Annotated in this window: 20 protein-coding genes and 2 tRNA genes; 15 read left to right on the plus strand and 7 right to left on the minus strand. The window is 39.6% G+C overall.

Going from position 1 to position 24743, the window contains the following annotated elements; all coding sequences use genetic code 11:
* Positions 1–73 precede the first annotated feature (73 nt).
* The 8 genes from pgi to I6F41_RS14375 all read left to right on the plus strand — a co-directional run bounded on the left by pgi (position 74) and on the right by I6F41_RS14375 (position 11184).
* Complete coding sequence (gene pgi, locus I6F41_RS14340; RefSeq protein WP_011327825.1) at positions 74–1720, plus strand: glucose-6-phosphate isomerase; 1647 nt, start codon at positions 74–76, stop codon at positions 1718–1720.
* Between the two features lie 299 nt (positions 1721–2019).
* On the plus strand, positions 2020–3495 hold the full coding sequence (zwf, locus tag I6F41_RS14345; protein WP_011327826.1) for a glucose-6-phosphate dehydrogenase: 1476 nt from the start codon (positions 2020–2022) through the stop codon (positions 3493–3495).
* Positions 3495–4205 (plus strand): 6-phosphogluconolactonase, encoded by a 711-nt coding sequence (pgl, locus tag I6F41_RS14350; RefSeq protein ID WP_197108670.1) that lies wholly within the window; start codon positions 3495–3497, stop codon positions 4203–4205. Before zwf ends, pgl begins: the two co-directional genes overlap by 1 nt.
* Before the next feature lie 341 nt (positions 4206–4546).
* A complete protein-coding gene (locus I6F41_RS14355) occupies positions 4547–5251 on the plus strand; it encodes a SapC family protein (RefSeq protein ID WP_011327828.1) in 705 nt (234 codons plus the stop codon).
* A 121-nt stretch (positions 5252–5372) separates the two neighbouring features.
* Positions 5373–6407, plus strand: coding sequence for an isoaspartyl peptidase/L-asparaginase family protein (locus I6F41_RS14360; RefSeq protein WP_089368012.1), 1035 nt, complete (start codon positions 5373–5375; stop codon positions 6405–6407).
* A 127-nt stretch (positions 6408–6534) separates the two neighbouring features.
* The gene (gene hrpA / locus I6F41_RS14365) at positions 6535–10422 is read left to right on the plus strand and encodes an ATP-dependent RNA helicase HrpA (protein WP_182676876.1); all 3888 of its coding nucleotides are present in this window, start codon (positions 6535–6537) and stop codon (positions 10420–10422) included.
* A 76-nt stretch (positions 10423–10498) separates the two neighbouring features.
* Positions 10499–10879 carry a response regulator gene (locus I6F41_RS14370; protein WP_058373030.1) on the plus strand — a complete coding sequence of 127 codons (381 nt, stop codon included), beginning with the start codon at positions 10499–10501 and terminating at the stop codon, positions 10877–10879.
* An 8-nt stretch (positions 10880–10887) separates the two neighbouring features.
* Positions 10888–11184, plus strand: a complete 297-nt coding sequence (locus tag I6F41_RS14375) for a PilZ domain-containing protein (protein WP_197108671.1) — start codon at positions 10888–10890, stop codon at positions 11182–11184.
* 336 nt (positions 11185–11520) lie between these two features.
* Here I6F41_RS14375 and I6F41_RS14380 read toward each other — a convergent pair whose 3' ends face one another.
* Entirely contained in the window at positions 11521–12711 is a 1191-nt protein-coding gene (locus tag I6F41_RS14380) for a class I SAM-dependent methyltransferase (protein ID WP_011327833.1), read from the minus strand.
* A 152-nt stretch (positions 12712–12863) separates the two neighbouring features.
* Here I6F41_RS14380 and I6F41_RS14385 point away from each other — a divergent pair, with 152 nt between their 5' ends.
* Positions 12864–13523, plus strand: a complete 660-nt coding sequence (locus tag I6F41_RS14385; protein WP_011327834.1) for an HD domain-containing protein — start codon at positions 12864–12866, stop codon at positions 13521–13523.
* On the plus strand, positions 13510–13941 hold the full coding sequence (locus I6F41_RS14390; RefSeq protein WP_086993303.1) for a VOC family protein: 432 nt from the start codon (positions 13510–13512) through the stop codon (positions 13939–13941). The genes I6F41_RS14385 and I6F41_RS14390 overlap by 14 nt, the downstream gene beginning before the upstream one ends.
* Position 13942: 1 nt before the next feature.
* On the opposite strand, the gene I6F41_RS14395 is transcribed toward I6F41_RS14390, so the two are convergent.
* Positions 13943–14938 carry a response regulator gene (locus I6F41_RS14395; RefSeq protein ID WP_179806739.1) on the minus strand — a complete coding sequence of 332 codons (996 nt, stop codon included), beginning with the start codon at positions 14936–14938 and terminating at the stop codon, positions 13943–13945.
* A gap of 3 nt (positions 14939–14941) precedes the next feature.
* Positions 14942–18265, minus strand: a complete 3324-nt coding sequence (locus tag I6F41_RS14400) for an MHYT domain-containing protein (protein ID WP_197108672.1) — start codon at positions 18263–18265, stop codon at positions 14942–14944.
* 162 nt (positions 18266–18427) lie between these two features.
* On the opposite strand from I6F41_RS14400, the gene I6F41_RS14405 reads away from it, so the two are divergent.
* Positions 18428–19114, plus strand: a complete 687-nt coding sequence (locus tag I6F41_RS14405) for a M48 family metallopeptidase (protein WP_197108673.1) — start codon at positions 18428–18430, stop codon at positions 19112–19114.
* Between the two features lie 76 nt (positions 19115–19190).
* Here I6F41_RS14405 and I6F41_RS14410 read toward each other — a convergent pair.
* Together I6F41_RS14410 and I6F41_RS14415 are read right to left on the minus strand one after the other, a co-directional pair.
* A tRNA-Tyr gene (locus tag I6F41_RS14410) sits at positions 19191–19275 on the minus strand.
* 49 nt (positions 19276–19324) lie between these two features.
* Positions 19325–19409 (minus strand) — tRNA-Tyr (locus I6F41_RS14415).
* Between the two features lie 112 nt (positions 19410–19521).
* Here I6F41_RS14415 and I6F41_RS14420 point away from each other — a divergent pair.
* The 3 genes from I6F41_RS14420 to I6F41_RS14430 all read left to right on the plus strand — a co-directional run bounded on the left by I6F41_RS14420 (position 19522) and on the right by I6F41_RS14430 (position 21853).
* The gene (locus I6F41_RS14420; protein WP_011327839.1) at positions 19522–20049 is read left to right on the plus strand and encodes a VC2046/SO_2500 family protein; all 528 of its coding nucleotides are present in this window, start codon (positions 19522–19524) and stop codon (positions 20047–20049) included.
* A gap of 288 nt (positions 20050–20337) precedes the next feature.
* A complete protein-coding gene (locus I6F41_RS14425; RefSeq protein ID WP_011327840.1) occupies positions 20338–20640 on the plus strand; it encodes a DUF6172 family protein in 303 nt (100 codons plus the stop codon).
* A gap of 292 nt (positions 20641–20932) precedes the next feature.
* On the plus strand, positions 20933–21853 hold the full coding sequence (locus I6F41_RS14430; RefSeq protein ID WP_197108674.1) for a GGDEF domain-containing response regulator: 921 nt from the start codon (positions 20933–20935) through the stop codon (positions 21851–21853).
* A gap of 185 nt (positions 21854–22038) precedes the next feature.
* Here the strand turns inward: I6F41_RS14430 and I6F41_RS14435 are convergent, their stop codons facing one another.
* Positions 22039–22518: a YchJ family protein gene (locus tag I6F41_RS14435; protein ID WP_011327843.1), complete on the minus strand. Its 480-nt coding sequence runs from the start codon at positions 22516–22518 to the stop codon at positions 22039–22041.
* 40 nt (positions 22519–22558) lie between these two features.
* On the minus strand, positions 22559–22993 hold the full coding sequence (locus I6F41_RS14440; RefSeq protein ID WP_011327844.1) for a SulA-like leucine-rich domain-containing protein: 435 nt from the start codon (positions 22991–22993) through the stop codon (positions 22559–22561).
* A 436-nt stretch (positions 22994–23429) separates the two neighbouring features.
* On the opposite strand from I6F41_RS14440, the gene I6F41_RS14445 reads away from it, so the two are divergent.
* Positions 23430–24722, plus strand: coding sequence for an NCS2 family permease (locus tag I6F41_RS14445; RefSeq protein WP_050754470.1), 1293 nt, complete (start codon positions 23430–23432; stop codon positions 24720–24722).
* The last annotated feature ends 21 nt before the right edge of the window (positions 24723–24743 follow it).

Raw genomic sequence — 24743 nt, forward strand, 5'->3', positions numbered from 1 at the left:
ATATGTTAATTAACTAAGTTTTATATAATAAATACATTTAAATCAATAGATTAATATTTTAGGGGATGTTTACATGACTAACCGTTCGCAATTAGCAAGTTGGCAAGCGCTTGAAAAAAGTGCAACCAAGATGAAACAAAGCCATCTTAGGGATTTATTTGCTAAAGATGACGCGCGTTTTTCTCAATTTTCTACGCAAATCCCTGGATTATTATTTGATTACTCAAAACAACGTATTGATAAAGATGTTTTTACGCAGTTAATTGCATTAGCTAAAGAGTGTGACATTAGCGCTTGGCGTGAAAAAATGTTTAACGGTGAAAAAATTAATATCACCGAAAACCGAGCAGTGTTACACACAGCATTACGTAACCGCGCTCATACGCCACTTATTGTTGATGGTGAAAATGTAACTGAGTTGGTTGATAACGAACTTGCTAAAATTAAACTGTTTGTTGAAAAAGTACGCAGTGGTAAGTGGTTAGGCTACAGTGGTAAGCCAGTAAAAGATGTAGTAAGTATAGGTGTAGGTGGTTCAAACCTTGGCCCGCAAATGGCAACCGAAGCATTAAAAGCATTAAGTGACGATACCTTAAATGTACATTATGTGTCGAATGCTGACGGGGTACAAATTGCCTCGGTATTAAAAAATATTGATGCTGAAACAACCTTGTTTGTTATTGCATCAAAAACGTTTACCACGTCAGAGACAATGACCAACGCTAAAACAGCGGTTGATTGGTTTTTACAAACAGCTAAAGATAACGCCGCTATTGCTAAGCATTTTGTTGCGGTGAGCACTAATTTAGAAAAAACAGCCGAGTTTGGCATTAGTAACGACAACGTATTTACGATGTGGGATTGGGTTGGTGGTCGCTTTTCATTATGGAGCGCTATTGGTTTACCGATTGCATTATATGCAGGATATGACGCTTTTGAAGCAATTTTAGAGGGTGCGTACGAAGTTGATGAGCACTTTAAAAACGCACCACTAGAGCAAAATATTCCGCTTATTATGGCATTATTAAGTGTGTGGAATACCAGCTTTTTAGGTTATACCTCGCAAGCTATTTTACCTTATGACCAAGCGCTGCACATGTTGCCTGCGTACTTACAACAAGGTGAAATGGAAAGTAACGGCAAGCATGTTAACTTTGCGGGTGAAACTGTGCCTTATACAACAGTGCCAATTATTTGGGGTATGACCGGGATTAACGGGCAACACGCATTTTACCAATGTTTGCATCAAGGTAATGTTATTGTACCGGCTGATTTTATTGCCTCAATTAAGCCGCAAGTAAACGTTGATAAACATCACGATATTTTATTATCGAACTTTTTTGCGCAAACAGAAGCACTAATGAATGGCGTAGATGAGCAAGAGATCACCGCAGATTTAACCGCTAAGGGTAAATCTCAGGCACAAATAGATGAGTTACTAAAGCACAAAATTCATCAAGGCAACCGCCCAACTACCTCTATGTTACTAGATAGCGTAGACGCTAAAACGGTAGGGCGCTTAATTGCGTTGTATGAGCATAAGATTTTTTGCCAAGGCATTATTTTAGAAATTTGCTCATTTGATCAATGGGGTGTTGAGCTAGGTAAAGGATTAGCATCAAAAATAGAAGCCGAGTTAGTTGATGAGCGCGTTAAATATGCTCATGATAGTTCAACTAATGGTTTAATGGCGTATTATAAGCAACATCGTACGCAGTAAAAATTTAGCTTAGTAACATAAGCAACCAAATACCTTTGAACGGGTAGCGCTGGTGTACTTAGGGACTGTATTTTTGTGAGAGGAATTACAGTTCCCTAAGGCCCATTTTTAAGCGCAGATGATAAAATTAAAAATAAATAGCCAGCAGTGTGGTTAAATAAAAAACATCATCATCACAGCATAACAAAGCAGGTTTTTGTGCAAACATATTTATAAAAACCGACATCATTCAAGCAATAAACCGCTATATCTGATTACCTAACGGGTAGTGCCAGGTAGCACAAACGTAGAGAGTAACTATGCTTAATCCTTTTGATATTATAATTTTTGGGGGCGGTGGTGACCTTGCGTTACGCAAATTACTACCTGCAATGTATCGAGCATATCAAGAAGGTAATTTACCTGAAGGCTCACGTATTTTGCCAACGGTACGCGAAGAAACCCAACGTGCTGAGTACATAGAAACAGCACACAAAGCCTTAAAAGAGTTTTTAGCAAAGGATGAGTTTAATGCTAAAGATTGGAAAGCCTTTGCTACTTTTTTAGTACCTGTTGTTAGCAATGTAACAGCCCCTGACGATAACTGGGATGTGCTAAAAGGTATTTTAGATGAGCACGACAGCACTAAATCTCGCGTATTTTATTTATCACTACCACCTGCTGTGTACGGCACTTGCTGTGAAATATTATCTGTTAAAAACTTAATAACGCCTACTTCACGTGTAGTGGTTGAAAAGCCTATTGGTTATTGTGGTGAATCTGCTGAGGCTATCAATGGAAAAATCGCAGAGTATTTTAGCGAAGAGCAAATTTTCCGAATTGATCATTACTTAGGTAAAGAAACTGTTCAAAACTTAATGGCACTGCGTTTTTCAAACTCGTTGTTTGAAAACATGTGGGATGCTAAATCAATCGATAATATTCAAATTAGCATTTCAGAAACTGTGGGCCTTGAAACCCGTGCAGGCTTTTACGACAAAGCCGGTGCGCTGCGTGATATGGTTCAAAACCACTTGTTACAACTGTTATGTTTAGTAGCAATGGAATCACCCCATAAACTTAATGCCAATAGTATTCGCAACGAAAAGCTCAAAGTATTAGAAGCGCTGCGTCCACTTATTGGCAGCGACGTAGATAAAAATATTATTCGTGGCCAATATGTACCAGGTGATCTAAACGGTAAAATTGTACCAGGTTACTTAGAAGAGCTTAATGAAGGTTCAAGTAAAACCGAAACCTTTGTAGGTATTCGAGCGCATATTGATAACTGGCGTTGGGCAGGTGTGCCATTTTATTTGCGCACTGGTAAACGCATGGCTAAACGCTGTGCTGAAATTGTAGTGCAATATAAAAAAGTATCACACAATGTATACGAAGACAGCGTAGGCGAAATAGAGCCAAACCGCTTGGTGATTCGCCTACAACCAGAGGAAACTATTCAGCTAACATTGATGTCTAAACGCTTAGATAACCTTGAAATGCAGCTTGAGCCAGTAACGATGAATATTGAGCTTTCACAAGCCTATAGCAATGGTTTTCACTCAGATGCCTACAAGCGCTTAATGCTAGATGCAGCCGCTAATAATCCTTCGTTATTTATCCATCGTGATGAAGTACGCCAAGCATGGAAGTGGATTGATCCAATCATCGACCGCTGGCAAGAAAAAGGCAAACCGGCGCTTTATCGTGCAGGTAGCTGGGGCCCAGAAGATGCTGACGAATTATTAGCAGAGAACAACCATGTATGGTTTAACACCGGTGATAAGGGAGCATAATGGCAACAATAATTGAAAAATTTTTTGATAGTAAAGAGGCGCTTACAGCGGAGCTGTCAGCAACACTTGAACAATCATTACGTGATGGCATAAGCAATGATGGCCGTGCAGTATTAATGGTATCGGGCGGTTCATCCCCTGCTGCTGCGTATAAGCATTTATCAACCTTTGATTTAAATTGGCAACATGTTGATGTTGCTATGGTTGACGAGCGTTGGGTAGATGCGAGCCACGAAAAAAGTAACGAAGCATTTATTAACAGCACGTTATTACAAAACTATGGTGCTGCGGCTAACTTTGTCACGATGAAAAATAGCGCCGAAACAGCGCAGCAAGGCACTGCAGTGTGTGAAGCTGCTTATGCTGCGTTAAAACGCCCGTATGATGTGACTATTTTAGGTATGGGGCCAGATGGTCATACTGCGTCATTATTCCCACATGCAGAGGGTTTAGAAATAGGCCTAAACTCGGATCAACTGGTGTGTGCAATTAATGCCATTGAAAGTGATGTAACTGGCAGTATAACTGAGCGTATGACACTTACATTAAACGCGATAGCGCAATCTAAAGTGGTTAAGCTACTTATTAGCGGTGATGAAAAACTCGCTGTGTATAAGCAAGCCAAAGCGGGCGGAGATGTAAACGACATGCCACTGCGCGCAGTGCTAAATCACCCAAGTATTAATATTGAGGTTTATTGGGCGCCGTAATTTAAAATGAGTGCGAATGAACAAATAAAAAGGCAGCTATAACTAGCTGCCTTTTTATTTGTGCAATTATCATCCAAAATAACGTGGTTAGTAACGTGATTTTGTTAAAACAGGTTAACATTAAAAACAAGCCTGTATGTTAAATAGCCTTGCTGTGTGTGCTTTTTAAGCAGATTTAACCCTTGTTATGTGTACGTTTTTTGGCAAGGTGCAGATTTATTTAAATTTTATTTTATCAAAACGGTTGTCATAAAAGTTTCCCTTCCTTTTTTTGCTCAAAAGCATTAGCCTAAAGGTATTAACAAAGAAACATACAAATTAAAAATAAACGGAGCAGTAACATGGCGGAGCAACAAGTACAGCCTTTACACAACGAAAAACATGCCAATACTAAAATTAAAAACGGCATCAATGTAGAATTTATGAAAACGCAACATTTAGTGCCAGTAGTTGCACATGAATTTGCGCGTATAGCGAATGAATTTCCAATGTCTTTCGTTAAAAATAACGAAACAGGCACTTTTCAAGCAGTTGCTATGTTTGGCCTTGAGCCAGGCGAAAACTTGTTTGTTGAAGGCGATAAGTGGACGGCAGCATTTGCACCAATGGCTACGACGCGCTACCCACTAGGTTTAGTAAAACACCCAGATCAAGATCAATACGGTATTGTTATTGACGAAGCGAGCCCATTAGTTGGCGAAGAAGAAGGTAATGCGTTGTTTGAAAACGGCGAAGAAACTGACTACTTAAAGCGTCGTAAAGAAGCATTAGTATCGTTTATTGAGTTTTCTCAGATCACAGATGCTTTTACTAAGTTTTTAGCCGATAAAGAGCTTTTAGTAGCGCAAACGCTAACAGTTGATATTAAAGGCGAGAAAAAAGACATTAACGGTATTTACCTTATCGATGAGAAAAAACTTAATGAATTAAGTGATGCTGACTTTTTAGAGCTACGTAAACGTGGTTATTTAGCACCAATTTATTCTTTTTTAACGTCTACGCATCAAGTAGCACGTTTAGCTCGTTTAAAAGCGCAACAAGCGTAATTATTTAAACCAGCAAAAAAAGCGCCTTTGGGCGCTTTTTTTATGTGTTTAAACTTACTTTACTTGATAAATAGTTAGCGACCATCCACATTGGTTTCACTGAAGTTTATAAGAGCTCATTATGAAAAAATCACTTTTAATGGCGCTTATCGCCACTAGTTTTATTAGCGTAAGCAATAACGCCTTAAGCGCAGAAGTACCTTTTGCTATTGCCATTCATGGCGGTGCGGGCACGATTGAAAAAAGTAAATTTACGCCAAAAGAAGAGCAAGCTTATCGTGCTAAATTAACCCAAGCGGTAGAGGCCGGTTATAAAGTACTTGAGCAAGGCGGCGAAAGCTTAGATGCCATAACGGCAGCGATTCAAGTGATGGAGCAGTCTACTTATTTTAATGCAGGGCGTGGCGCGGTTTATACTTACGATGGCAGCCATGAGCTCGATGCATCAATTATGGATGGTCGTAATCGTCAGGCGGGCGCAGTTGCAGGTGTTAAGCATGTAGAGAGCCCAATTAATTTAGCACGTTTGGTTATGGATAATTCAGTACACGTCATGCTCAGTGGGCAAGGCGCTGAAGAATTTGCTAAAGAGCAAGGTATTCCCTTAATCGAAAATAACTTATTTGATACCGAGCACCGCTATAAAGCATTATTAAAAGCAAAGCAAAAATTAGATAAAGCCAAAGCCACCAGTAAAGATTATCAAGCGGCGCATAAAGCCTTGCCAAATAACTATAAAATGGGCACGGTTGGTGCGGTAGCACTGGATAAAAATGGCAATTTAGCAGCTGGTACATCAACCGGCGGTATGACCGCCAAACGCTATGGCCGTATTGGTGATGCGCCGGTAATTGGTGCAGGAACGTTTGCGGAAAATGAATCGTGTGCGGTATCGGCTACCGGCCATGGTGAGTATTTTATTCGTTACAATGTAGCCAGCGATATTTGTGCGCGCGTTAAATACCAAGGTAAAACCATAACGCAAGCAGGGGACGAAGTGATTAATGGGGTACTTGCACCAATAGGCGGTACGGGCGGTGTTATTATAGTGGATACTAAAGGTAATATTAGTTTGCCGTTTAATACCTCAGGTATGTACAGAGCCAGTAAATCAAATACCCAAGCCACTTATGTAGGCATTTTTAAAGGCGAATAAGCGCTTTATTTGTTTGGCTGGTGGCTTATATAACAAACTACTAAGCGTTATGCACTTTGTAGGATTAACCCCAGCCATTTAATTTGCTACAATTGCGGCTCTTTTACTAATTTTATAAGGTATGCGGGTGGTAAACCTAGGTCAGTTGTTTGGCGAGCTAAAGACGTGCTTGAAAAAAGATCAATTCATTTTTAAAAAACGCTTACATGGCGTAAAAAAAATAACCGATGAGAATAAGCATGCCAACGCGCTTGAAAAAATAGCGGCCGACATTACCCGTAGCCAAGCACTGCGCGCGCAACGTTTAGCGGCTCTGCCTAAAGTAACTTACCCAGAGCAATTACCGGTGAGTCAAAAAAAGGATGTGATTAAAAACGCCATTGCTAATAACCAAGTGGTTATTATTGCAGGTGAAACCGGTTCAGGTAAAACCACGCAAATTCCTAAAATGTGTTTAGAGCTAGGGCGTGGGGTTGATGGCTTAATTGGCCACACCCAACCAAGGCGACTAGCAGCACGAACGGTGGCTAATCGTATTGCAGAAGAAATGCAGTGTGAACTTGGCCAACAAGTTGGTTTTAAAATACGCTTTAGTGATCAGGTCTCGAATAATACCTATATTAAACTAATGACCGACGGGATTTTACTTGCCGAAATTCAACAAGATCGATTTTTAAATCAATACGACACCATTATTATTGATGAAGCGCACGAACGTAGCTTAAACATTGACTTTATTTTAGGTTATTTAAAAAATTTACTCCCTAAGCGCCCCGATTTAAAAATAATAATTACCTCAGCAACGATCGATCCAGAGCGTTTTTCAAAGCACTTTGATGATGCGCCAATTATAGAAGTATCAGGGCGAACCTTCCCGGTTGATGTACGTTACAACCCAGTTACTGAGATAAATAAAGAGGATATGGAAGCCGAAGGCGACCAACTGCAAGGTATTTTTGATGCTGTAGATGAACTGTGTGCAGAAGGCCCTGGCGACATTTTAATATTTTTAAATGGTGAGCGTGAAATACGCGATACCGCCGATGCTCTCAGTAAACGTAATTTAAAACACACTGATATATTACCGCTTTATTCGCGACTATCAAACGCCGAGCAAAACCGTATATTTGCACCGCACTCGCGCCGCCATATTATTTTATCGACCAACGTGGCCGAAACATCGTTAACCGTACCGGGGATTCGTTATGTAATTGATCCGGGTACGGCGCGTATTAGCCGTTATAGTTACCGCACCAAGGTACAGCGCCTGCCTATAGAGCCAATATCGCAAGCCAGTGCAAATCAGCGAATGGGACGTTGTGGCCGCGTAGAAGCGGGTATTTGTATTCGTTTATACGCTGAGGATGACTTTTTATCACGCCCAGAGTTTACCGATCCTGAAATACTACGTACTAACTTAGCTTCGGTTATTTTACAAATGCTAGCGCTGGGTTTAGGCGACATGGCGCAGTTTCCGTTTGTGCAAGCCCCAGATAGTCGTAATATTAGCGATGGTTTAACCTTGCTTGAGGAACTCCAAGCAGTACATCCCACTAAACGTAACGACAAAACAGCGCTTACCCAGTCAGGCCGAGAATTAAGCCGTTTACCGGTCGATCCGCGTTTAGCTAAAATGGTGTTAACCGCACATAAGCTCGGTGCGCTACGTGAAGTAATTATTATAGTGGCGGCACTGTCTATTCAAGACCCCCGTGAGCGCCCGCAAGAAAAACGTGCTGCGGCAAACGAAAAACACGGCCGTTTTGATGATCCTGATTCAGACTTTATTGCATTTTTAAACTTGTGGAATTATTTAGAAGAGCAACAAAGCGAACTGACTAATAGCCAGTTTAGAAAACTCTGCCAAAAAGACTTCCTCGCTTATATGCGCCTTCGTGAGTGGCAAGATATTGTTTATCAAATAAGTACCGTATGCAACGAAATGGGTATGAAAGCCACATCGAATGCTGCCGACGGTGAGCAAGTTCACAAAGCATTACTGAGCGGTATGCTTAGCCATATTGGCTTTAAAGATGAAAAACAAATTTATAAAGGCGCGCGTAATAGCCAGTTTCATATTTTTCCGGGGTCGGGGTTATTTAAAAAGAGCCCAAAATGGCTAATGTCGGCAGAGCTGGTAGAAACCAGTAAATTATATGCCCGCACTAACGCCAAAATAGACATTAACTGGGTTGAGCCACTGGCGCAGCATTTGGTTAAGCGCAGTTATACAGAGCCACATTGGGAGAAAAAACCCGGTGCGGTAATCGCCTTTGAGCAACAAACCTTATATGGCCTGCTAATCGTCAATAAGCGCCGCTGCGTGTATAGCAATATTGATCCTAAAGTGAGCCGTGAGCTGTTTATTCGCACCGCATTAGTTGAGCAAGAACTGGGTTTAAACGAAAGCTTTTTAGAGTTTAACCGCGAGCTGATTGAAGATATTCAAGTGCTTGAAAACAAGTCACGCAGGCGCGATATTTTAGTTGATGAGCAAACTTTATTTGAGTTTTACGATAAAAAAATTCCAAAAGAAATTAATAATCGTGCAGCATTTTTAAAATGGTATAAAACGCAAAAACAACAAAATAAACACTATTTGCAAATGAGCCGCGATGACTTAATGCAGCATGGTGCAAGCAGTATTACCGAGTTTGACTACCCAGATACTTGGCAGCAAGATAATTTAATTTTACCTTTAGCGTATCATTTCGATCCCGGTCAAGCGGTTGATGGTGTGGCGGTACAAATACCGGTTGCGCTATTAAACCAAGTGCAAGAAAGCGGCTTTGACTGGCATATACCTGCGTTTCGACATGAGTTAATAAGTGGTTTAATTAAATCATTGCCTAAGTCACTGCGCCGTAATTTTGTACCTGCGCCTAACTATGCCGATGCTGTTTTGGCGGCTATTGAGCCATTGCAGGGGAGTTTAATTGACGCACTTAGTAATCGACTATTAAAAATGACAGGGGTGCGAGTTGACCCTGATGCCTGGGATTTAAGTGCCTTGGCAGCGCATTTACGTTTGCAGTTTGAAGTACGTGGCGATAACGATAAGTTACTCGCGCGTGGCCTAGATTTAGCCAAACTTAAAGCGCAGCTACAAGGCGAAGTAACGCAAACATTATCCAAAGTAGCCGATAAAGGCATAGAAAAAGCAGACTTAACGCAGTGGGATTTTGGCGAGCTACCTAATTCATATGTAAAAAAACAAGGCCAATACGAAATTAAAGCGTATCCGGCGCTGGTGGATAAAAAATCAACTGCTGCTATTGAGCTTTTCGATAACGAAGTAAAAGCACAGGTTGCCCATCAACAAGGGCTGCGCCGATTAGTATTATTAAATGTGCCTTCACCAATAAAGTATTTGCAGCAAAACTTACCAAATAAGGCTAAGCTTGGATTGTATTTTAATCCTTTTGGTAAAATAGCCGATTTAATTGATGACTGCATTGCCGCCGGTGTTGATAGCTTATTATTAAAGTACGGTGACATTCGCACCAGCGACGCGTTTGAAAATGTAAAAGAGCATATACGTGGTGAGCTTGGTGACGCTGTAGTTGAAATTGCCACGCAAGTAGAGCAAGTGTTAAGTATAGCCCATGCCTTACATAAAAAAATGAAAGGACGGGTAGATTTAACCATGATCACTGCGCATGGAGATATTAAATCGCAATTAGAGTCTCTTGTTTTTAAAGGCTTTGTAAGCCAACATGGGGCAACTAAGCTAAGTGACTTAATCCGTTATTTAAAAGCGATTCAAAAACGTTTAGAAAAGTTACCCATAGATCCAAATCGCGATAGATTATGTGTACTTGAGCTTGATAAAGTGGCTCAAGAGTATAAAAAGCAAGCAAACAAAACCCCTAAAGGGATGCCAATTCCAAAAGAGGTAGAAGCTATCTTTTGGATGCAGCAAGAGCTGAGAGTGTCTTTATTTGCACAGACCTTGGGTACTCCGTATCCAATTTCGGCGAAACGTGTGTTAAATGCAATAAAAGAAATAGAGTAAAAGGTGTATCTACTATTAAGCTTAAGTACTTAATAGTAGAACTTATTTTTTGTTTTGAGAAGGAAACGACATAGCCATGTCCTCATCAATAGAACATAAAGTACAACAACTACTAGTGGTAGATGACGAGTATTTTAATTATGAAATACTCAAAGCAGCACTTAGCGCAAAGTTTGATGTTAATTATGCCGATTCTGGAACAAGCTGTTTAGCCTCTGCTATTGCTAATCCGCCCGATATTATTTTACTTGATGTATGTATGCCAGGGCTGGATGGTTACGATACGTGTAGAATGCTTAAACATACACCTGAGACAAAAAACATCCCTATTGTTATGGTGTCAGGGCTGGAGTCACCGCTTGAAAAGCAAGCTGGGTTTGACGCGGGCTGTGATGCTTATGTGGTTAAGCCGTTTTCTGTACCACTGTTGTTAGAGCAAATTAATAAAATAGTATAGGAAAAATTATGTTTACAGATGATAAGCGAAATTTTCGACGTATGCAGATCAATACACTAGCAAAGCTAACCACAATAGAGCCGATTGCTGGCTTAAATTATAATGCAGAATGTGTAGATTTGAGTGCAACTGGGTTGTTGTTGCATTTAGATGAGTTACTTGAGCCAAACACTATTTTATTGGTACATATAGACTCAACTCATCCGAGTATTGCGCCTTTAGACGCAACGGCTAAGGTGATACGCGCCAGCAAAGAAGATGACGGTACAATAACTGCCGGACTTGAGATAATACAGTTTAATTAGCTTAGGTAGCGTGGTTATTGCCCATATAAATAGGTAATAACTACGTATAAATACTAGGGTCTGTTGACCTTTGCGGATTGAAATTTGTTCAAACTAGGGGCGATTTAATCACGGCGCGAGGTTTGTAACCTAGTGGGCTAAGTAAAAACCGAGCAACAAAGAGTCAATCGCCCCTAGGCAGAACCCTTCGGGCAGTGCCTGTTTGGCATTGATGCTACGTTATCGCCTATTTATGGGGAATAACCACACCACATAGGCTCTGCCTTGCCTAAATACCAAACACACTGCTGCAAATTCAACCTTGAAAGATCAACAGACCCTAATCAAGCCTAGGCGTTAGTAAACCTTACAAATTAAGCCTTTTAAGTAAAAACCTTCAGGGTAACTACCCGCAATAGGGTGATCGGCGGCTTGGTTTAAACGCTCCATAATAAGTAAGTCTTTACCAGCATCAAGGGCTGCATCAGCCACCACTTTTTGAAACAAGTTTTGCTCCATTAAGCCCGAACACGAGAAGGTTAATAAGGTGCCACCTGGTTTTAATATTTGCATAGCAATCATGTTTATGTCTTTATAGCCACGACACGCACCAGTAAGTTGTGCTTTGTTGTCGGCAAACTTTGGCGGATCCATTACTATAGTGTCAAACAATACACCGTCTTCGCGGTATTGACGCAGTAACTTAAATACATCTTGTTTGACAAAATCAACCTTATCTAAATCAAGGTTGTTATGCTCAACATTGCGCTTAGCTGTATCGAGGGCTGGCTGCGATACATCCACATTAGTTACGTGTTTACAGCCGCCACGTAGGGCATACAACGAAAATGTACCCGTGTAGCTAAAGCAGTTTAATACGGTTTTGTCTTTAGAAAAGCGTTCAAGTGCAGCGCGGCTATCGCGTTGATCTAAATAAAAGCCGGTTTTATGGCCATCAATAATATCAACTTCAATTTTAAAGCCATTTTCTGCAATGAGTACTGGGGCAGTTGGTTCATTGCCCCATAATGCCCCTTTAATTGGCTCAAGGCCTTCTTTGGTACGCACTTCTACGTCTGAGCGCTCGTAAATGCTCATACCAGGGAATATAGCCATTAACGCGCCAACAATTTCACCTTTATGACGCTCAGCACCCGCGCTAAGTAATTGACACACTAATACGTTGTCAAACTTATCTATGGTAACGCCGGGTAAAAAATCTGATTCTGCGGCGCAGAGTCTAAAGCCAGTTAAACCACCTTCTTCAATTACTTGGCTACGGGCTTCTAGTGCACGACGTAGGCGGCGTTCAAAAAAGTGTTGATCAATAACTTCTTTTTCGTCAAAGCTCCAAACACGGGCACGAATTTGTGAATGTGGGCTATAAGCTGCTGTTGCTAAAAATTTACCTTCACTGTCGTGAATAGTAACTGTGTCACCTAGGCCTGGTTTACCTTTAATTTTTTTGATGGCTTTGGAAAATAACCAAGGGTGTTTTCTTTTTAATGATTTATCGCGGCCAGCTTGCAGGTAAACGGCAGATGTCATAAAGCTTCTCAGTAGTAATAAATAAGCGCTGTATTTTAGTCAAGGCAAGGGCAACATACAATGAATGTTTTGCATGGAGCCCATAAATCGCGGTAAAGTATGGCTAATTCAATATGTTAATTAGGTATTTGGAACACGTTGTGACAGACATAATGTTAAGCCCTGAGCTGCAGCAGCTCAATTTACAGTGCAGAGCCTTTATTACCACACTAATTCATGCCGATGTGGCGCATGATATAACCCATATTGAACGCGTAGTTCGGGTTGCTATTAAATTGTGCGATGCAGAGCAAGCTAATATGAAGGTAGTGCTCCCGGCTGCATGGTTACACGACTGTGTAGCCGTGGCCAAAAACCATCCAGATAGGGCTAAAGCCTCTACTATGGCCGCCGATAAAGCGATTGCTTTTTTAGCTTCTATTAATTACGACGCGCAATTATTTACTCAAATTCATCATGCAATAGCGGCGCATAGCTTTAGCGCCAATATTAAAGTGAACTCAGTAGAAGCACAAATAGTGCAAGACGCAGACAGAATGGATGCACTAGGCGCGATTGGTATAAGCCGCTGCATGAAAGTAGGTGGCTCAATAAGTCGATTACTATATAACCCGGATGACCCATTTTGCCTACAACGCGAAGCAGATGATAAAAAATACACGCTTGATCATTTTTTTATTAAGTTATTACACATAGCTCAAAGCATGAATACTCCCTCGGCTAAGGCCGAAGCACTAAGACGTACTGAGTATATGCATGACTTTTTAGAGCAACTAAAGTCTGAAATAGGAGAGCAGCGTGAGTATACCTAAGCTAGCTGGGATTGATCATTGTCATTTAAATGTGGATGATTTAGCGCAAGCGGTTAAATGGTATGAGCGTGTTTTAGGCTTTAGTGTGGTTGAAGCGCTCGCCTTTTGGAATGAAGATGGCAAAGGGCCATTAACCCTTGAAGATGCAAATGCTACCACGCGTTTAGCGTTATTTACTGCACAGGGACGTAGTAAAGGCATTGCTTTTTTAGCCACTGGGGAGCAATTTATTGCATGGCTTGAGCATTTTGAACACCTAAATATTAAAACAGTATTAGCTGATCACGGCGTTACGTTTTCAATTTATTTTAAAGATAACAGCGGAAATAGCCATGAAATTACCTCTCATGACTATACGCAGATTAAAACTGTGTATCCGCAGGTATTATTAGGCTCGCATACAGCCAAAAAGAGCTAAATTAAAATCGCTCCTGATGAGCATTTTTTATGGCAATAATATCGTCAATTTTGCCAATAAATAGCTCAACCAATTGCGGGTCGAAGTGTTTACCGGCTTGTTGTTGCATATGTTCTATAGTTTGCTCTATGCTCCAAGGCTCTTTATAGGGGCGTTTTGAGGTAAGTGCATCAAATACATCGGCAATGGCAACAATACGGCCTTCCAGCGATATGGCTTCTCCTTTTAGGCCATTGGGGTAGCCAGTACCATCCCACTTTTCATGATGTTCAATTGCCAGCACATGCGCCAGTTGTAATAGTGGCGATGATGAATTTGCTAAAATTTGTGCACCAATTAAAGCGTGCTCTTTCATGTGGGTAAACTCATCGGCAGTTAACTTTCCGGGTTTTAGCAAAATGGCATCCGGAATACCTATTTTACCTACATCGTGCATAGGGGCTGCTTGGCGTAATAATTCGGCGTGTTGCTCATCCATACCCAGCGCCAATGCAAGTACTTTGCTGTATTGACTCATACGTATAATATGCTCACCGGTATCGGTGTCTTTATATTCTGCAGCACGACCTAAACGCTGTACTAAATCGACATGAGCTTGTTTTAGCTGCTCAGCTTGCACTAACGACAGGTGAGTTTTAACACGTGCCCGTACAATAGCAGGGCTAATGGGTTTGGTTATATAGTCTACAGCGCCTAGTTCAAAACCTTTAAATTCATCACTTTCATCACTTAGTGCAGTAACAAAAATAATAGGGATATGCGATGTTGCAGGGTTAGCTTTAACAATTTGGCATACTTCAAAGCCATTCATATCAGGCATCATAATATCGAGTAAAATTAGCTTTGGTAGTTCTTTTTCAAGTAATGCTATAGCGGCAGCGCCCGATTTAGCAAACGACATTCTATATTGATTACCAAGCACCTCGCGCATTACTTTTAAGTTTGCAGGCTCGTCGTCAACAATTAATATGCGGGGCTTATCTAGAATAAAATCCATTAATTAATTCTCCTTTAGGGTTAACTTTTTAAGTAAATTTGCTAATTTAACTTGCGCGTTATCAAAGTCGAATTCATCAAAGGCACTGGCTATTTCATCTATATCTACTTGTACTGATGCTATACATTTACGTTGTAACTGATCGAGAAGATCATCATTAAGTTCGGCATTTTGTGCATCAGCATAGAGTTCTTGGCAAATTTCTATTAGCTCAGCTGTTGATAACGGCTCAGCATTGTCGATAAGTTTGGCGGGCTCTTTACATATAGTGCTTGCTAATAATTGGCCGATAAGCGCCAATTCAGTTTTTATATCTGCCAAAACGCTGGTTAGCGCAGCTTCATCGTCTGCGTTCTCTAAACGCGTTAACAGTGTCATTAAGGTTAATAACCCTAAATTACCAGCCACGCCTTTTAAAGTGTGAATAAGCGTATAAACACTTTTAATATCGCTTAGTTGCAGCTTAAATAAGCTTATAAATTGCTTTTCGTTGGTATTAACAAATTTAGTAATTTCGGTAAGCTGTTTACATTTAGAGCCCCACAAAGCTAACCCTTTTTCAAAATCTATGTGCTTGGCATCGGGGTCGGTTTGCGCAATTAATGTTTCTTTTGCTAAGCCAAGTCCAAGCACCAGTGCTATTTCTTGATTCAGTTGGTTGATATCAACCGGCTTATTAGCAAACCCATTCATGCCTGCATTTTTAGCGGTTAGTTTATCTTGCTGTAACACGCTGGCTGTTAATGCAATAATAGGTGTAAATTTTATTTGTTTTAGTTGCTCCAATGCACGAATTTTAATGGTGGCCTCAATACCGTCACATTCAGGCATGTGAATGTCCATTAAAATGACATCAAAGTCTTGCTGATTAAACGCCTCAATGGCTTCTAAACCATTACTTGCAGTGGTTACTGTGTGTTGATCTCGCGAAAGTAATATAGAAAGTAGCTCTGTATTTTGTTCTATATCATCAACCACTAATATTCTAAGCGGAGGTAGTTCGGTATGTAGGCCTTCAAAATAATCTATTTTATTTTCATCACCAACAGTAAAAGGTAATGAGAAGTAAAAGCAGCTGCCTTTATCAACTTCACTCACTAAATCAATTGAGCCATGCATAAGCTCTACTAATTGTTTACTTATTGTTGTGCCTAAACCTGTGCCACCAAATCGACGTGTGGTCGTGCCATCGGCTTGCACAAAAGGCTGAAAAACCGCTTTAATACGATCTTTAGCAATACCAATGCCTGTATCTTGTACTTCAAAAAATAGGTGATTATTTTGTGTGGTACTTACGGTAACAGTAACAGCGCCTTGCTCAGTAAATTTAATAGCGTTACCAATAAGGTTTGTAAGTATTTGCCTAAGGCGGTCGGGATCACCGTAGTATGCGGTGCTAACTGATTTATTAATATTAAGCGTTAAATTAAGGTTTTTCTTTTTAGCTTCTAACCAAAAAGTTGAAATAATACTGTCGATAACGGGCTTTAAATTAAAATGCACAGGCTCAATGGTTAGCTTTCCTCGTTCTAACTTTGCAGAGTCGAGAATTTCATTAAGTAGGCGTAGCAAAGAGCGTGCTGCATTGTTAACCGTAACAAGGTGCTTTTGCTGCTCTTTACTTAGCGGTGTATCCATAAGCAGATCGCTAAAGCCAATAATTGCATTCATAGGGGTGCGTATTTCATGGCTCATATTTGCCATAAAAGATTGCTTAGCATTTGCAGCTTCTTCTGCTTGCAGTTTAGCGTGCTCTAATTTTGCTTCATACTCTTTGCGCTCAGTAATATCAACAAGTACACCATCAATCCACTGCGCAACATCGGTATTATTAAAGTCAAAACTACCTTTCTCTAATACCCATACAGTTGCGCCGTTGCGATGGCGAATTCTATATTCAACAGAGTATTGACGCTTTTCGGTAACGGCATTAGTGAGCGTGGTAATAATTATTTGTTGATCAGACTTTAAAATCAGGTCTGTAAACTCAATGTGTTGCTCAATAAATTCATCTGGTGTATAGCCAGTTAAATCCAATATACTTGGGCTAACAAATAGCATGGTGTAGTTAGTATCGAATTTACATCTAAAGGCAACGCCTGGCATATTTTGCATTAATGAGCGATATTTTTGCTCATTTTCAACGACCGTTTTTTGTAGCGCTCGTTGCTGCGTTAAGTCAGTAATAAAGCCAACATACAAAGGAGGTTGCCCAGTTTGCGTCACTTGTCCAATACCAAGGCGCACAGGGATCAAATGGTTATCTTTATGTTTAGCAAAAGTATCGCGGTTTATGCCTATAATAGCGCTTAGATCAAGAGTCATATCACCAGATGATGACGCATTATTTAGAGCGTTATTATCATTTAAAAGAATCTGTACACTTTTACCTTGTAACTCATGTTCGTGCCAACCTAAAATCTTACTTGCTGCTTCATTAAAGCTTAAAATAATACCTTGATGATCAATAGTCACAATGCCATCTATTGCTGTTTCTAATATGGCGTTTAACCGCGACTCGTCGGCTGACTTTTCTTCAAGCAGCAGTTTATAGCGTACCATGCCATTAATTACAGCAACCACGCTGGTTATTGCAACAGTTGCAGTGGCAACCGCAATTGCAACAAATGTAAGCCCAGCAGACGCATTTTCGTCTGCGTAAATTAGTGGGGAAGTTGCTACAAAACGGGTTGCTGCCATACCCATATAATGCATACCAGTAACAGCAAAGCCTAATATAACGGCGCTGGTTGAACGAATTTGTAACTGTGATAACCGAGGGAAAATTCTTTCAAGGTTAAAGTGGCTATATAAAGCTATAAACGATAGGGCAACGGCCACTAAAATAGACAACCCAAACATAACTGGGTCATACCGTAGCATAGGCGCAAGCTCCATCGCTGCCATACCACTGTAATGCATAGTGCCAATACCCGAGCCTAATAATACTGAGCAAACAGCTAATACTTTAAAGTTACCATTACTTTTTACCAGTATAGATACAGCGTATTGGCACGCTAAAAATGCCGGTATAAAAGAGAGTAAGGTAATAGTTGGGTTATATTTAATGTTAGTACACAAAGAAAAAGCCAACATACCAATAAAATGCATGCTCCAAATACCCGCAGAAAAAACAGCTGCAGCGGTTACAGTAGCTAAACGTTGATAGCTTGGGAAAGTAGTTTTTTTAGCTAAATCAATGAGTTTTGTAGTAAAAAAAGCGGCAAATATCACTATTAAAACTGAAAGAGAAACCAAGAGAGGATCGTAAACCCCGTTTATAATTAAACTAGGATCTTGGTCAGTAATAAAGAAAGCTGATAACATGGCGGCTCTAAATAGGCATTTTAATCGTGTAGTTTAATAGAATTAATTAATTAATAAACCGTTAATTTTATGATTGCTTATTAAGCTATAAATAAACAACACGGCATTAACTAACCATTAGACGAAAAGTAGCCCCTAGCTAGTATAGTGTGAGAGATTAATTTGTTTGCCTACCAACTAAAAATAAGTACCCGACGAAAGACCGTTGCTATTAAAGTGCATAATCAAAATGTGACGGTATATGCCCCCCATCACGTACAAAAAAAAGTGCTCGATAACTGGTTATTAGAAAAAAAATCATGGGTTGAGGCGCAGCTGCAAAAACAGCTTACTTTGGTTGATACAAAACAGTATCCACTTAAGGACAAAAAGATCTGGGTTTTTTCAGAAGCAATTAATTTAACGTTTCAGCAAGGCAATACCTCTACAGTGGAGCGCCAACAAGATGGCCTGCTTATTACCGTTTCTGCTCGTGTTAAGCATCAGCAGCAAAAGTACCAATTACTTTTAGAGGCGTATTTAAAAGAGCAGTTAACCGCATACATTGAAATGCGACTTAATGACTTTTGCACGCTGATGCAAGAAGCGCTGCCTAACGATTTAAATATTGCAGTTTATAAACGCAAATGGGGAAGTTGTAATAGTAAAAGGGCGTTAACATTTAACTTATTATTGATTGGTGCACCGCATAGCATTATTGATTATGTAATAGTGCATGAGCTGGCGCATTTACGACATTTAAATCATAGCAAAGCATTTTGGCAGCGCGTAGCACAATTTTGTCCCGACTATAAAGCAAGTACGTTATGGCTAAAACAGCATGGTATGAGTTTACAATGGGTATTTTAATGTTTAACTAAGAAAAAACACGGAGATTACTAACAAGGAATGTAGTAACTATATAAGTAGAAAATAAGTAGAAAAGTGGTGGAGGGAGCTGGATTCGAACCAGCGAAGGCTGAGCCGTCAGATTTACAGTCTGATCCCTTTGGCCGCTCGGGAACCCCTCCACACTAATTTTGTTACATTTGGCCCCACTTAACTTAGCGGTAAGAAAAGTGGTGGAGGGAGCTGGATTCGAACCAGCGAAGGCTGAGCCGTCAGATTTACAGTCTGATCCCTTTGGCCGCTCGGGAACCCCTCCAATGCAACGGCGCTGATAATAGCAAACATCGTATTTAAGTAAAGAAAAAAGCTAAAGAAAAATGAAATAAAGCCGATAAATAGGTATTACTTACTTCAATCGGCTAAAGTCTATGCAAATCGGTGATTTGTTAATCACAGAGAGTCAGCTCAACACTCGACTTAATAAAAGTGTGCATGAAAAGCGCCGAGGAGAGTTTGCGCTTTTACTCGCTATGCTATCTCATGATGCACTCGATTTTAGCCAATTCCATTTACCAAAAACAGAAATTGAAGATTCAACTGTTGGCGAAGATACCCTTCGCAAACAAATAGGAGCAGGTCCAAAGCAACTTTTAGCGCCAGATAAGTTTGATATCTTGATAGGGCAGTTTAACGCCTCACTATTAATGCAAGCAGGGGAACGCGCTGGAATGAGCGATATTAAATTAAATCACTGTTTAAACCCTGAACCATTGTTTATAAGAGATGATGTAAGCCATATTCCGCTTCAGGTGCGTGATAATTGTGAATTAGCAGTGCGCAGGCGTATAAATAACACACAAACGCAACTATCTAACCCGCAACTCGATGCTGCTGCCTTTTACGAAAGCCTAAATAATGATGCGCTTCACCACCCATTGCATTTAGTAAGCGCTTAATTATAAAGCGTACGCTGTAACTGCTTTGATATTGCAATAACCAATCATATTAATAGAACTTGGCAAACGATTGCGCCATCACTCTAACTATTAAGTTACTTGTCTGTAATATAAAGCCGCTAACTCTCTACACTTAAGCGCATTTTAGCGATACTTTATTTTATTAATGGATTAATAATTGATTTAATATAAAAAAAGCATCCAAAAATTAAATGCAATTGCTATAATAGGCTCAAATGGTATGACATTAAATGCCGTTATCATTAAACCAAGGTAATTAGGAACGTAATGAAGAAAATATTCACGCTAAATCACGAGAAAATCAAATATCCTCGTATGGTTGACGCCGCAAAGCATGAAGTGAAAAAATATTTGAAAAGAGAGCGTAACAAAACTCTACCACTCGATGCTGATTACTGGGCGTTTGATTGTAAGTTTGGTAATACCGCTGAAGATGCACAAGTAGTGCACGTTGCAGAGCTTAGTAATCATATAAGCGAAATAGAAAAGCAAAGCTTAACTTCTTTTTATGTAGAAATATTAGCGCGCCCAGCTCAACGTCAACAACCAGATTTGGATGACGACGAATAAGACGCTTATAAAGTAATTTGCGTAATTTTTAAAATGGGCCTAGTGGCCCATTTTTTGTTTGTACGTTTATACAAACGCGATTTAAACCTTGAGCATTCAAGTACAAGCATTACTTTCAGTATTACCCTGAAAATTATGGCCGTGATTTTCTAAAACAATTAACAACAACTCTGTATCGCCATTTTTATATTTGGTTGTAAGTTTGATTAAAAACCCCAACTTTAATACATTTGCATAACATAAGACTGTATTATACTGTGTTAGTTGATAATTATAGAAAACAGTAGTATTTATGCCATTAAATTATGCCGATAGCGATTTAAAACTTAGCCTTAAAGCCTCAAAAGTCCTCATTGTTGATGATCAGTTACTTAGCTTAATTGTACTGAAAAAAATATTATCAAAGCACTTTATTGTTAACACCGCCAACAGCGGTGAAGAAGCAGTTGAAATATGTAAATCTAATACTCCCGATATCGTACTGCTGGATATTTCAATGAATGGCATATGCGGTATAGAAACCTGTTTAAAATTTAAAACGACGACACAAACCCAAGACATTCCCGTTATATTTGTTACCTCCTTTGAAAATCAAGAAGAGGACTGCTGGGAAGCGGGCGCGGTAGACTTTATTCAAAAACCGATTAACCCAGAAACCTTATACAGAAGAGTAAGGGCGCACTTAACTATTAAGCTGCAACATGACTTATTAAGTCAAAAAGTGTTTCTGGATGACTTAACTAAAGTGTTTAACCGTCGTTATTTTGATACTCATATTAATAAAATACAATTGAGTGCATTAAGAGAGAATACAGAATATGCTTTATTACTTATGGATATTGATTACTTTAAGCAATACAACGATATTTATGGACACGTAGAAGGCGACGTTGTTTTACACTTAGTTGCTCAAACAATCGCTAACAGCCTGCAAAGGCCAAGCGATTTTGTTGCCCGATATGGCGGCGAAGAATTTGTGGTTGTGCTACCCCATACCAACGAGGAAGGCGCTCGCTGTGTTGCTGAAAAAATTAAAAATAACATATATGGCTTAGGTGTTTTACATAAGTACTCAGAGTTTGAATTTGTCACTATAAGTATAGGTGGAGCTACGTTATTGCAATCAGACGAAGGCAACATGGATATTTTGCAACGCGCAGATAAAAAAATGTACGCCGCTAAAGCACAAGGGCGAAATACAGTGTGCTTTTAAAGCGCAGCGAACCCAATACCAAAATATACGGTAGAGCAGTTATTAACACAGGCCTATAGGTATGTAAATTGCCAATAGTTGCTCGAAAGTAAAATTTTATTTTAGCCATACACATCGCCTGTAACAGCCAACCCTAGGCATGTGCCTGTAATTACCTACTTTACTCACCGCACAGCTGCAGTTTGTTATACGCTATGACACTTTTTATATTTTTTGCCACTTTGGCAAGGGCAGTTGTCATTTCTGCTTATTTTAATATCGGCTACCGGAAATAGTGTGCCTTCAAGGTAGCGCCACTGCCCATCTTGTTTAATAAACAACGACTTTTCGTGCAACTCGCAATATAGGTTTTGGTAAAAGTAATTTACTTTAAATGTTACAAAGCCTTCGCTTGCATCGTGCTCAGTGTCGATGACGGTTAGCTTTATAAAGCGGCAGCTATCAGCAAAGTCTTTAATCTCTTTTACAGGGTTTTCTGCCTGTTTTTCACTTGCATAAGTTTGATAAACATAAGTTGCATTTTTAAGTACATATGCACTGTAGCGAGCACGCATAAGTTGCTCAGGTGTTTCAGCTATTTTTGATGCTAAATGAAGTGGTTCACAGCAGTCAGCATAATTTTGCTGGCTGCCACAAAAGCAAGGAGAAGTCGTTAATGAGGTCATAATATTAATATAAAGTGTTTAAAACACGAGTTTAACAAGCTTATTGAGTTAGTGGTATCTCAAGGTTGTGAGTATTTTTAGTAAAACAGTAAAGCTTAGTATTTGTAGTGCTTAAATTTAATGATAGCTGTGTCAGCTGTTGATCATTAATAATATCAGTCCAGGTAATAACCGCAGCAAAGTTTCCGTTGTGCAGCGCCGAGCTAAGTACATACTCTAAGTTTACTAAATGTTTTTGCCTGATCACCAGTAATTTGCTGGTGTCAATGGAGCATGAATCAAGCAAGGCTTTACTCGGTACATGGTCGGGGGCAATCAGCAGTGTCCATGCATTTAAGCTGTTGTATTGGTGTAATACTTTAAGCAATTCAAAGGTTGCTGAAATTTCATCTTCAATTTGAATTAAATTTACACAATCACTTTTATCGTCTTGCTGATAACTTTTAACGGTTCTTACGGTAATAGGCTGTAACATAAATTTCTCACTCACTGGGTTTTTATACAGTACCCATATACAGTAGTTTATACAGTGTTATGGTGCAAGTGTTTTTTTGCTAATTATTTGTACAGTCATTCAGTTTTAAATTTTTACACGGATAAAAAAACAAAAATAACTATTAAAAACAGAGCGTTAATATTTTAGGTATATATTTATATTTTTTATTAAAGTTATGCGGCGAATAGCACCTATACAGTACTTTATGCTCTATTATTTACGTTAAAGTAAAGCTGATTGCTCAGCATATAAGCACGGTAATTATTATTTTTAAAACCTGAAGTACATACGTATTACCGTGTCATATTTATTATTTCAGCTACTTCAATAACTTAATGCATAACAAGGTAAAATGTCCGGTATTTCGCTATTTTTATGCTAAAATCTCGCCACTTTTTACTACCTTAAGTTTGTTATGCTCGAAGCCTTATTTAAAATCCGCGCAAATGATTCCTCAGTACAACGTGAATGTGTTGCCGGTATGACTACTTTTATTACTATGGTTTATATTGTTTTTGTTAATCCAGCAATGCTTGCCCAAGCAGGAATGGATCAAGGCGCTGCGTTTGTAGCTACATGTATTGCAGCTGCAATAGGCTGTTTTATTATGGGCCTATGGGCCAATTATCCGTTAGCGTTAGCGCCGGGTATGGGATTAAATGCTTTTTTTACCTATGGCGTTGTTTTAGGAATGGGCTATACCTGGGAAGCGGCATTAGGTGCTGTGTTTATGTCGGGTTGTATATTTTTATTTTTAAGTTTATTTAAAGTACGAGAGTGGATTATTAATGCCATTCCACTGGTGCTAAAACAAGCAATAGCGACCGGTATTGGTGCTTTTTTGGCGCTAATTGCGCTTAAAAGTGCAGGGATCATAGTATCTAGCCCTGCAACCTTAGTGCAGCTAGGTGATATTACTGCACCTGGGCCATTACTTGCTATTTTAAGTTTTTTTGTGATTGCGGCATTGTTATATCGCGATTTTAAAAGTGGTGTGTTAATTAGTATTTTACTGGTAACAGGTATTGCTTTGGCTTTTGGTTTGGTTGAATATCAGGGGGTTATGTCTATGCCGCCGTCAATTTTACCAACCTTTATGCAACTTGATTTTAGTGCGGCATTTGAGCTTTCAATGTTGAGTGTTATTTTTGCATTTTTATTTGTAGATTTATTTGATACCTCAGGCACCCTGGTTGCAGTCACGCAAAAAGCAGGGCTTGCAGATGAAAAAGGCAATATGCCACGTTTAGGGCGCGCTCTTAGCGCTGATAGCACTGCCACTATTGCTGGTGCAATGCTTGGTACATCTACTACTACATCTTACATAGAGTCGGTGGCTGGCGTTTCTGTAGGCGGACGCACAGGCTTAACAGCCGTTGTTGTGGGTATTTGTTTTTTATTGATGATGTTTTTTGCGCCACTAGCGCAAATGGTGCCAGCGTATGCCACTGCCGGTGCTATTTTATATGTTTCGGTACTTATGCTACAAAACTTAAAGTTTGTAAACTGGGACGACATGACAGATGCCATTCCTGTTAGTGTGGTGTTATTAATGACCCCGCTGACATTTTCTATTGCTCATGGTATAGCGCTTGGGTTTATTTCATACACTGCGGTTAAGGTATTATGCGGTAAAAAGGATCAAGTAAGTATTAGTGTGTGGATTTTAACGGCATTGTTTATTGTTAAGTTTGCATTTTTATCTTAAAAAACTTATTTATCTATCAAT

This window comes from Pseudoalteromonas sp. SCQQ13 (assembly GCF_015864415.1).
GTDB lineage: Bacteria > Pseudomonadota > Gammaproteobacteria > Enterobacterales > Alteromonadaceae > Pseudoalteromonas > Pseudoalteromonas nigrifaciens.

What these genes read in the sequence shown, in the direction of transcription:
- I6F41_RS14435 (WP_011327843.1), bottom strand. Translation starts at nt 22,518, where the DNA reads ATGACCTCATTAACGACTTCTCCTTGCTTTTGTGGCAGCCAGCAAAAT.
- I6F41_RS14380 (WP_011327833.1), bottom strand. Translation starts at nt 12,711, where the DNA reads ATGACATCTGCCGTTTACCTGCAAGCTGGCCGCGATAAATCATTAAAA.
- I6F41_RS14400 (WP_197108672.1), bottom strand. Translation starts at nt 18,265, where the DNA reads ATGTTATCAGCTTTCTTTATTACTGACCAAGATCCTAGTTTAATTATA.
- I6F41_RS14440 (WP_011327844.1), bottom strand. Translation starts at nt 22,993, where the DNA reads ATGTTACAGCCTATTACCGTAAGAACCGTTAAAAGTTATCAGCAAGAC.
- I6F41_RS14395 (WP_179806739.1), bottom strand. Translation starts at nt 14,938, where the DNA reads ATGGATTTTATTCTAGATAAGCCCCGCATATTAATTGTTGACGACGAG.
- I6F41_RS14420 (WP_011327839.1), top strand. Translation starts at nt 19,522, where the DNA reads ATGCAAATCGGTGATTTGTTAATCACAGAGAGTCAGCTCAACACTCGA.
- I6F41_RS14375 (WP_197108671.1), top strand. Translation starts at nt 10,888, where the DNA reads ATGTTTACAGATGATAAGCGAAATTTTCGACGTATGCAGATCAATACA.
- zwf (WP_011327826.1), top strand. Translation starts at nt 2,020, where the DNA reads ATGCTTAATCCTTTTGATATTATAATTTTTGGGGGCGGTGGTGACCTT.
- I6F41_RS14355 (WP_011327828.1), top strand. Translation starts at nt 4,547, where the DNA reads ATGGCGGAGCAACAAGTACAGCCTTTACACAACGAAAAACATGCCAAT.
- I6F41_RS14385 (WP_011327834.1), top strand. Translation starts at nt 12,864, where the DNA reads ATGTTAAGCCCTGAGCTGCAGCAGCTCAATTTACAGTGCAGAGCCTTT.
- I6F41_RS14360 (WP_089368012.1), top strand. Translation starts at nt 5,373, where the DNA reads ATGAAAAAATCACTTTTAATGGCGCTTATCGCCACTAGTTTTATTAGC.
- pgi (WP_011327825.1), top strand. Translation starts at nt 74, where the DNA reads ATGACTAACCGTTCGCAATTAGCAAGTTGGCAAGCGCTTGAAAAAAGT.
- I6F41_RS14430 (WP_197108674.1), top strand. Translation starts at nt 20,933, where the DNA reads ATGCCATTAAATTATGCCGATAGCGATTTAAAACTTAGCCTTAAAGCC.
- I6F41_RS14370 (WP_058373030.1), top strand. Translation starts at nt 10,499, where the DNA reads ATGTCCTCATCAATAGAACATAAAGTACAACAACTACTAGTGGTAGAT.
- I6F41_RS14445 (WP_050754470.1), top strand. Translation starts at nt 23,430, where the DNA reads ATGCTCGAAGCCTTATTTAAAATCCGCGCAAATGATTCCTCAGTACAA.
- I6F41_RS14425 (WP_011327840.1), top strand. Translation starts at nt 20,338, where the DNA reads ATGAAGAAAATATTCACGCTAAATCACGAGAAAATCAAATATCCTCGT.
- pgl (WP_197108670.1), top strand. Translation starts at nt 3,495, where the DNA reads ATGGCAACAATAATTGAAAAATTTTTTGATAGTAAAGAGGCGCTTACA.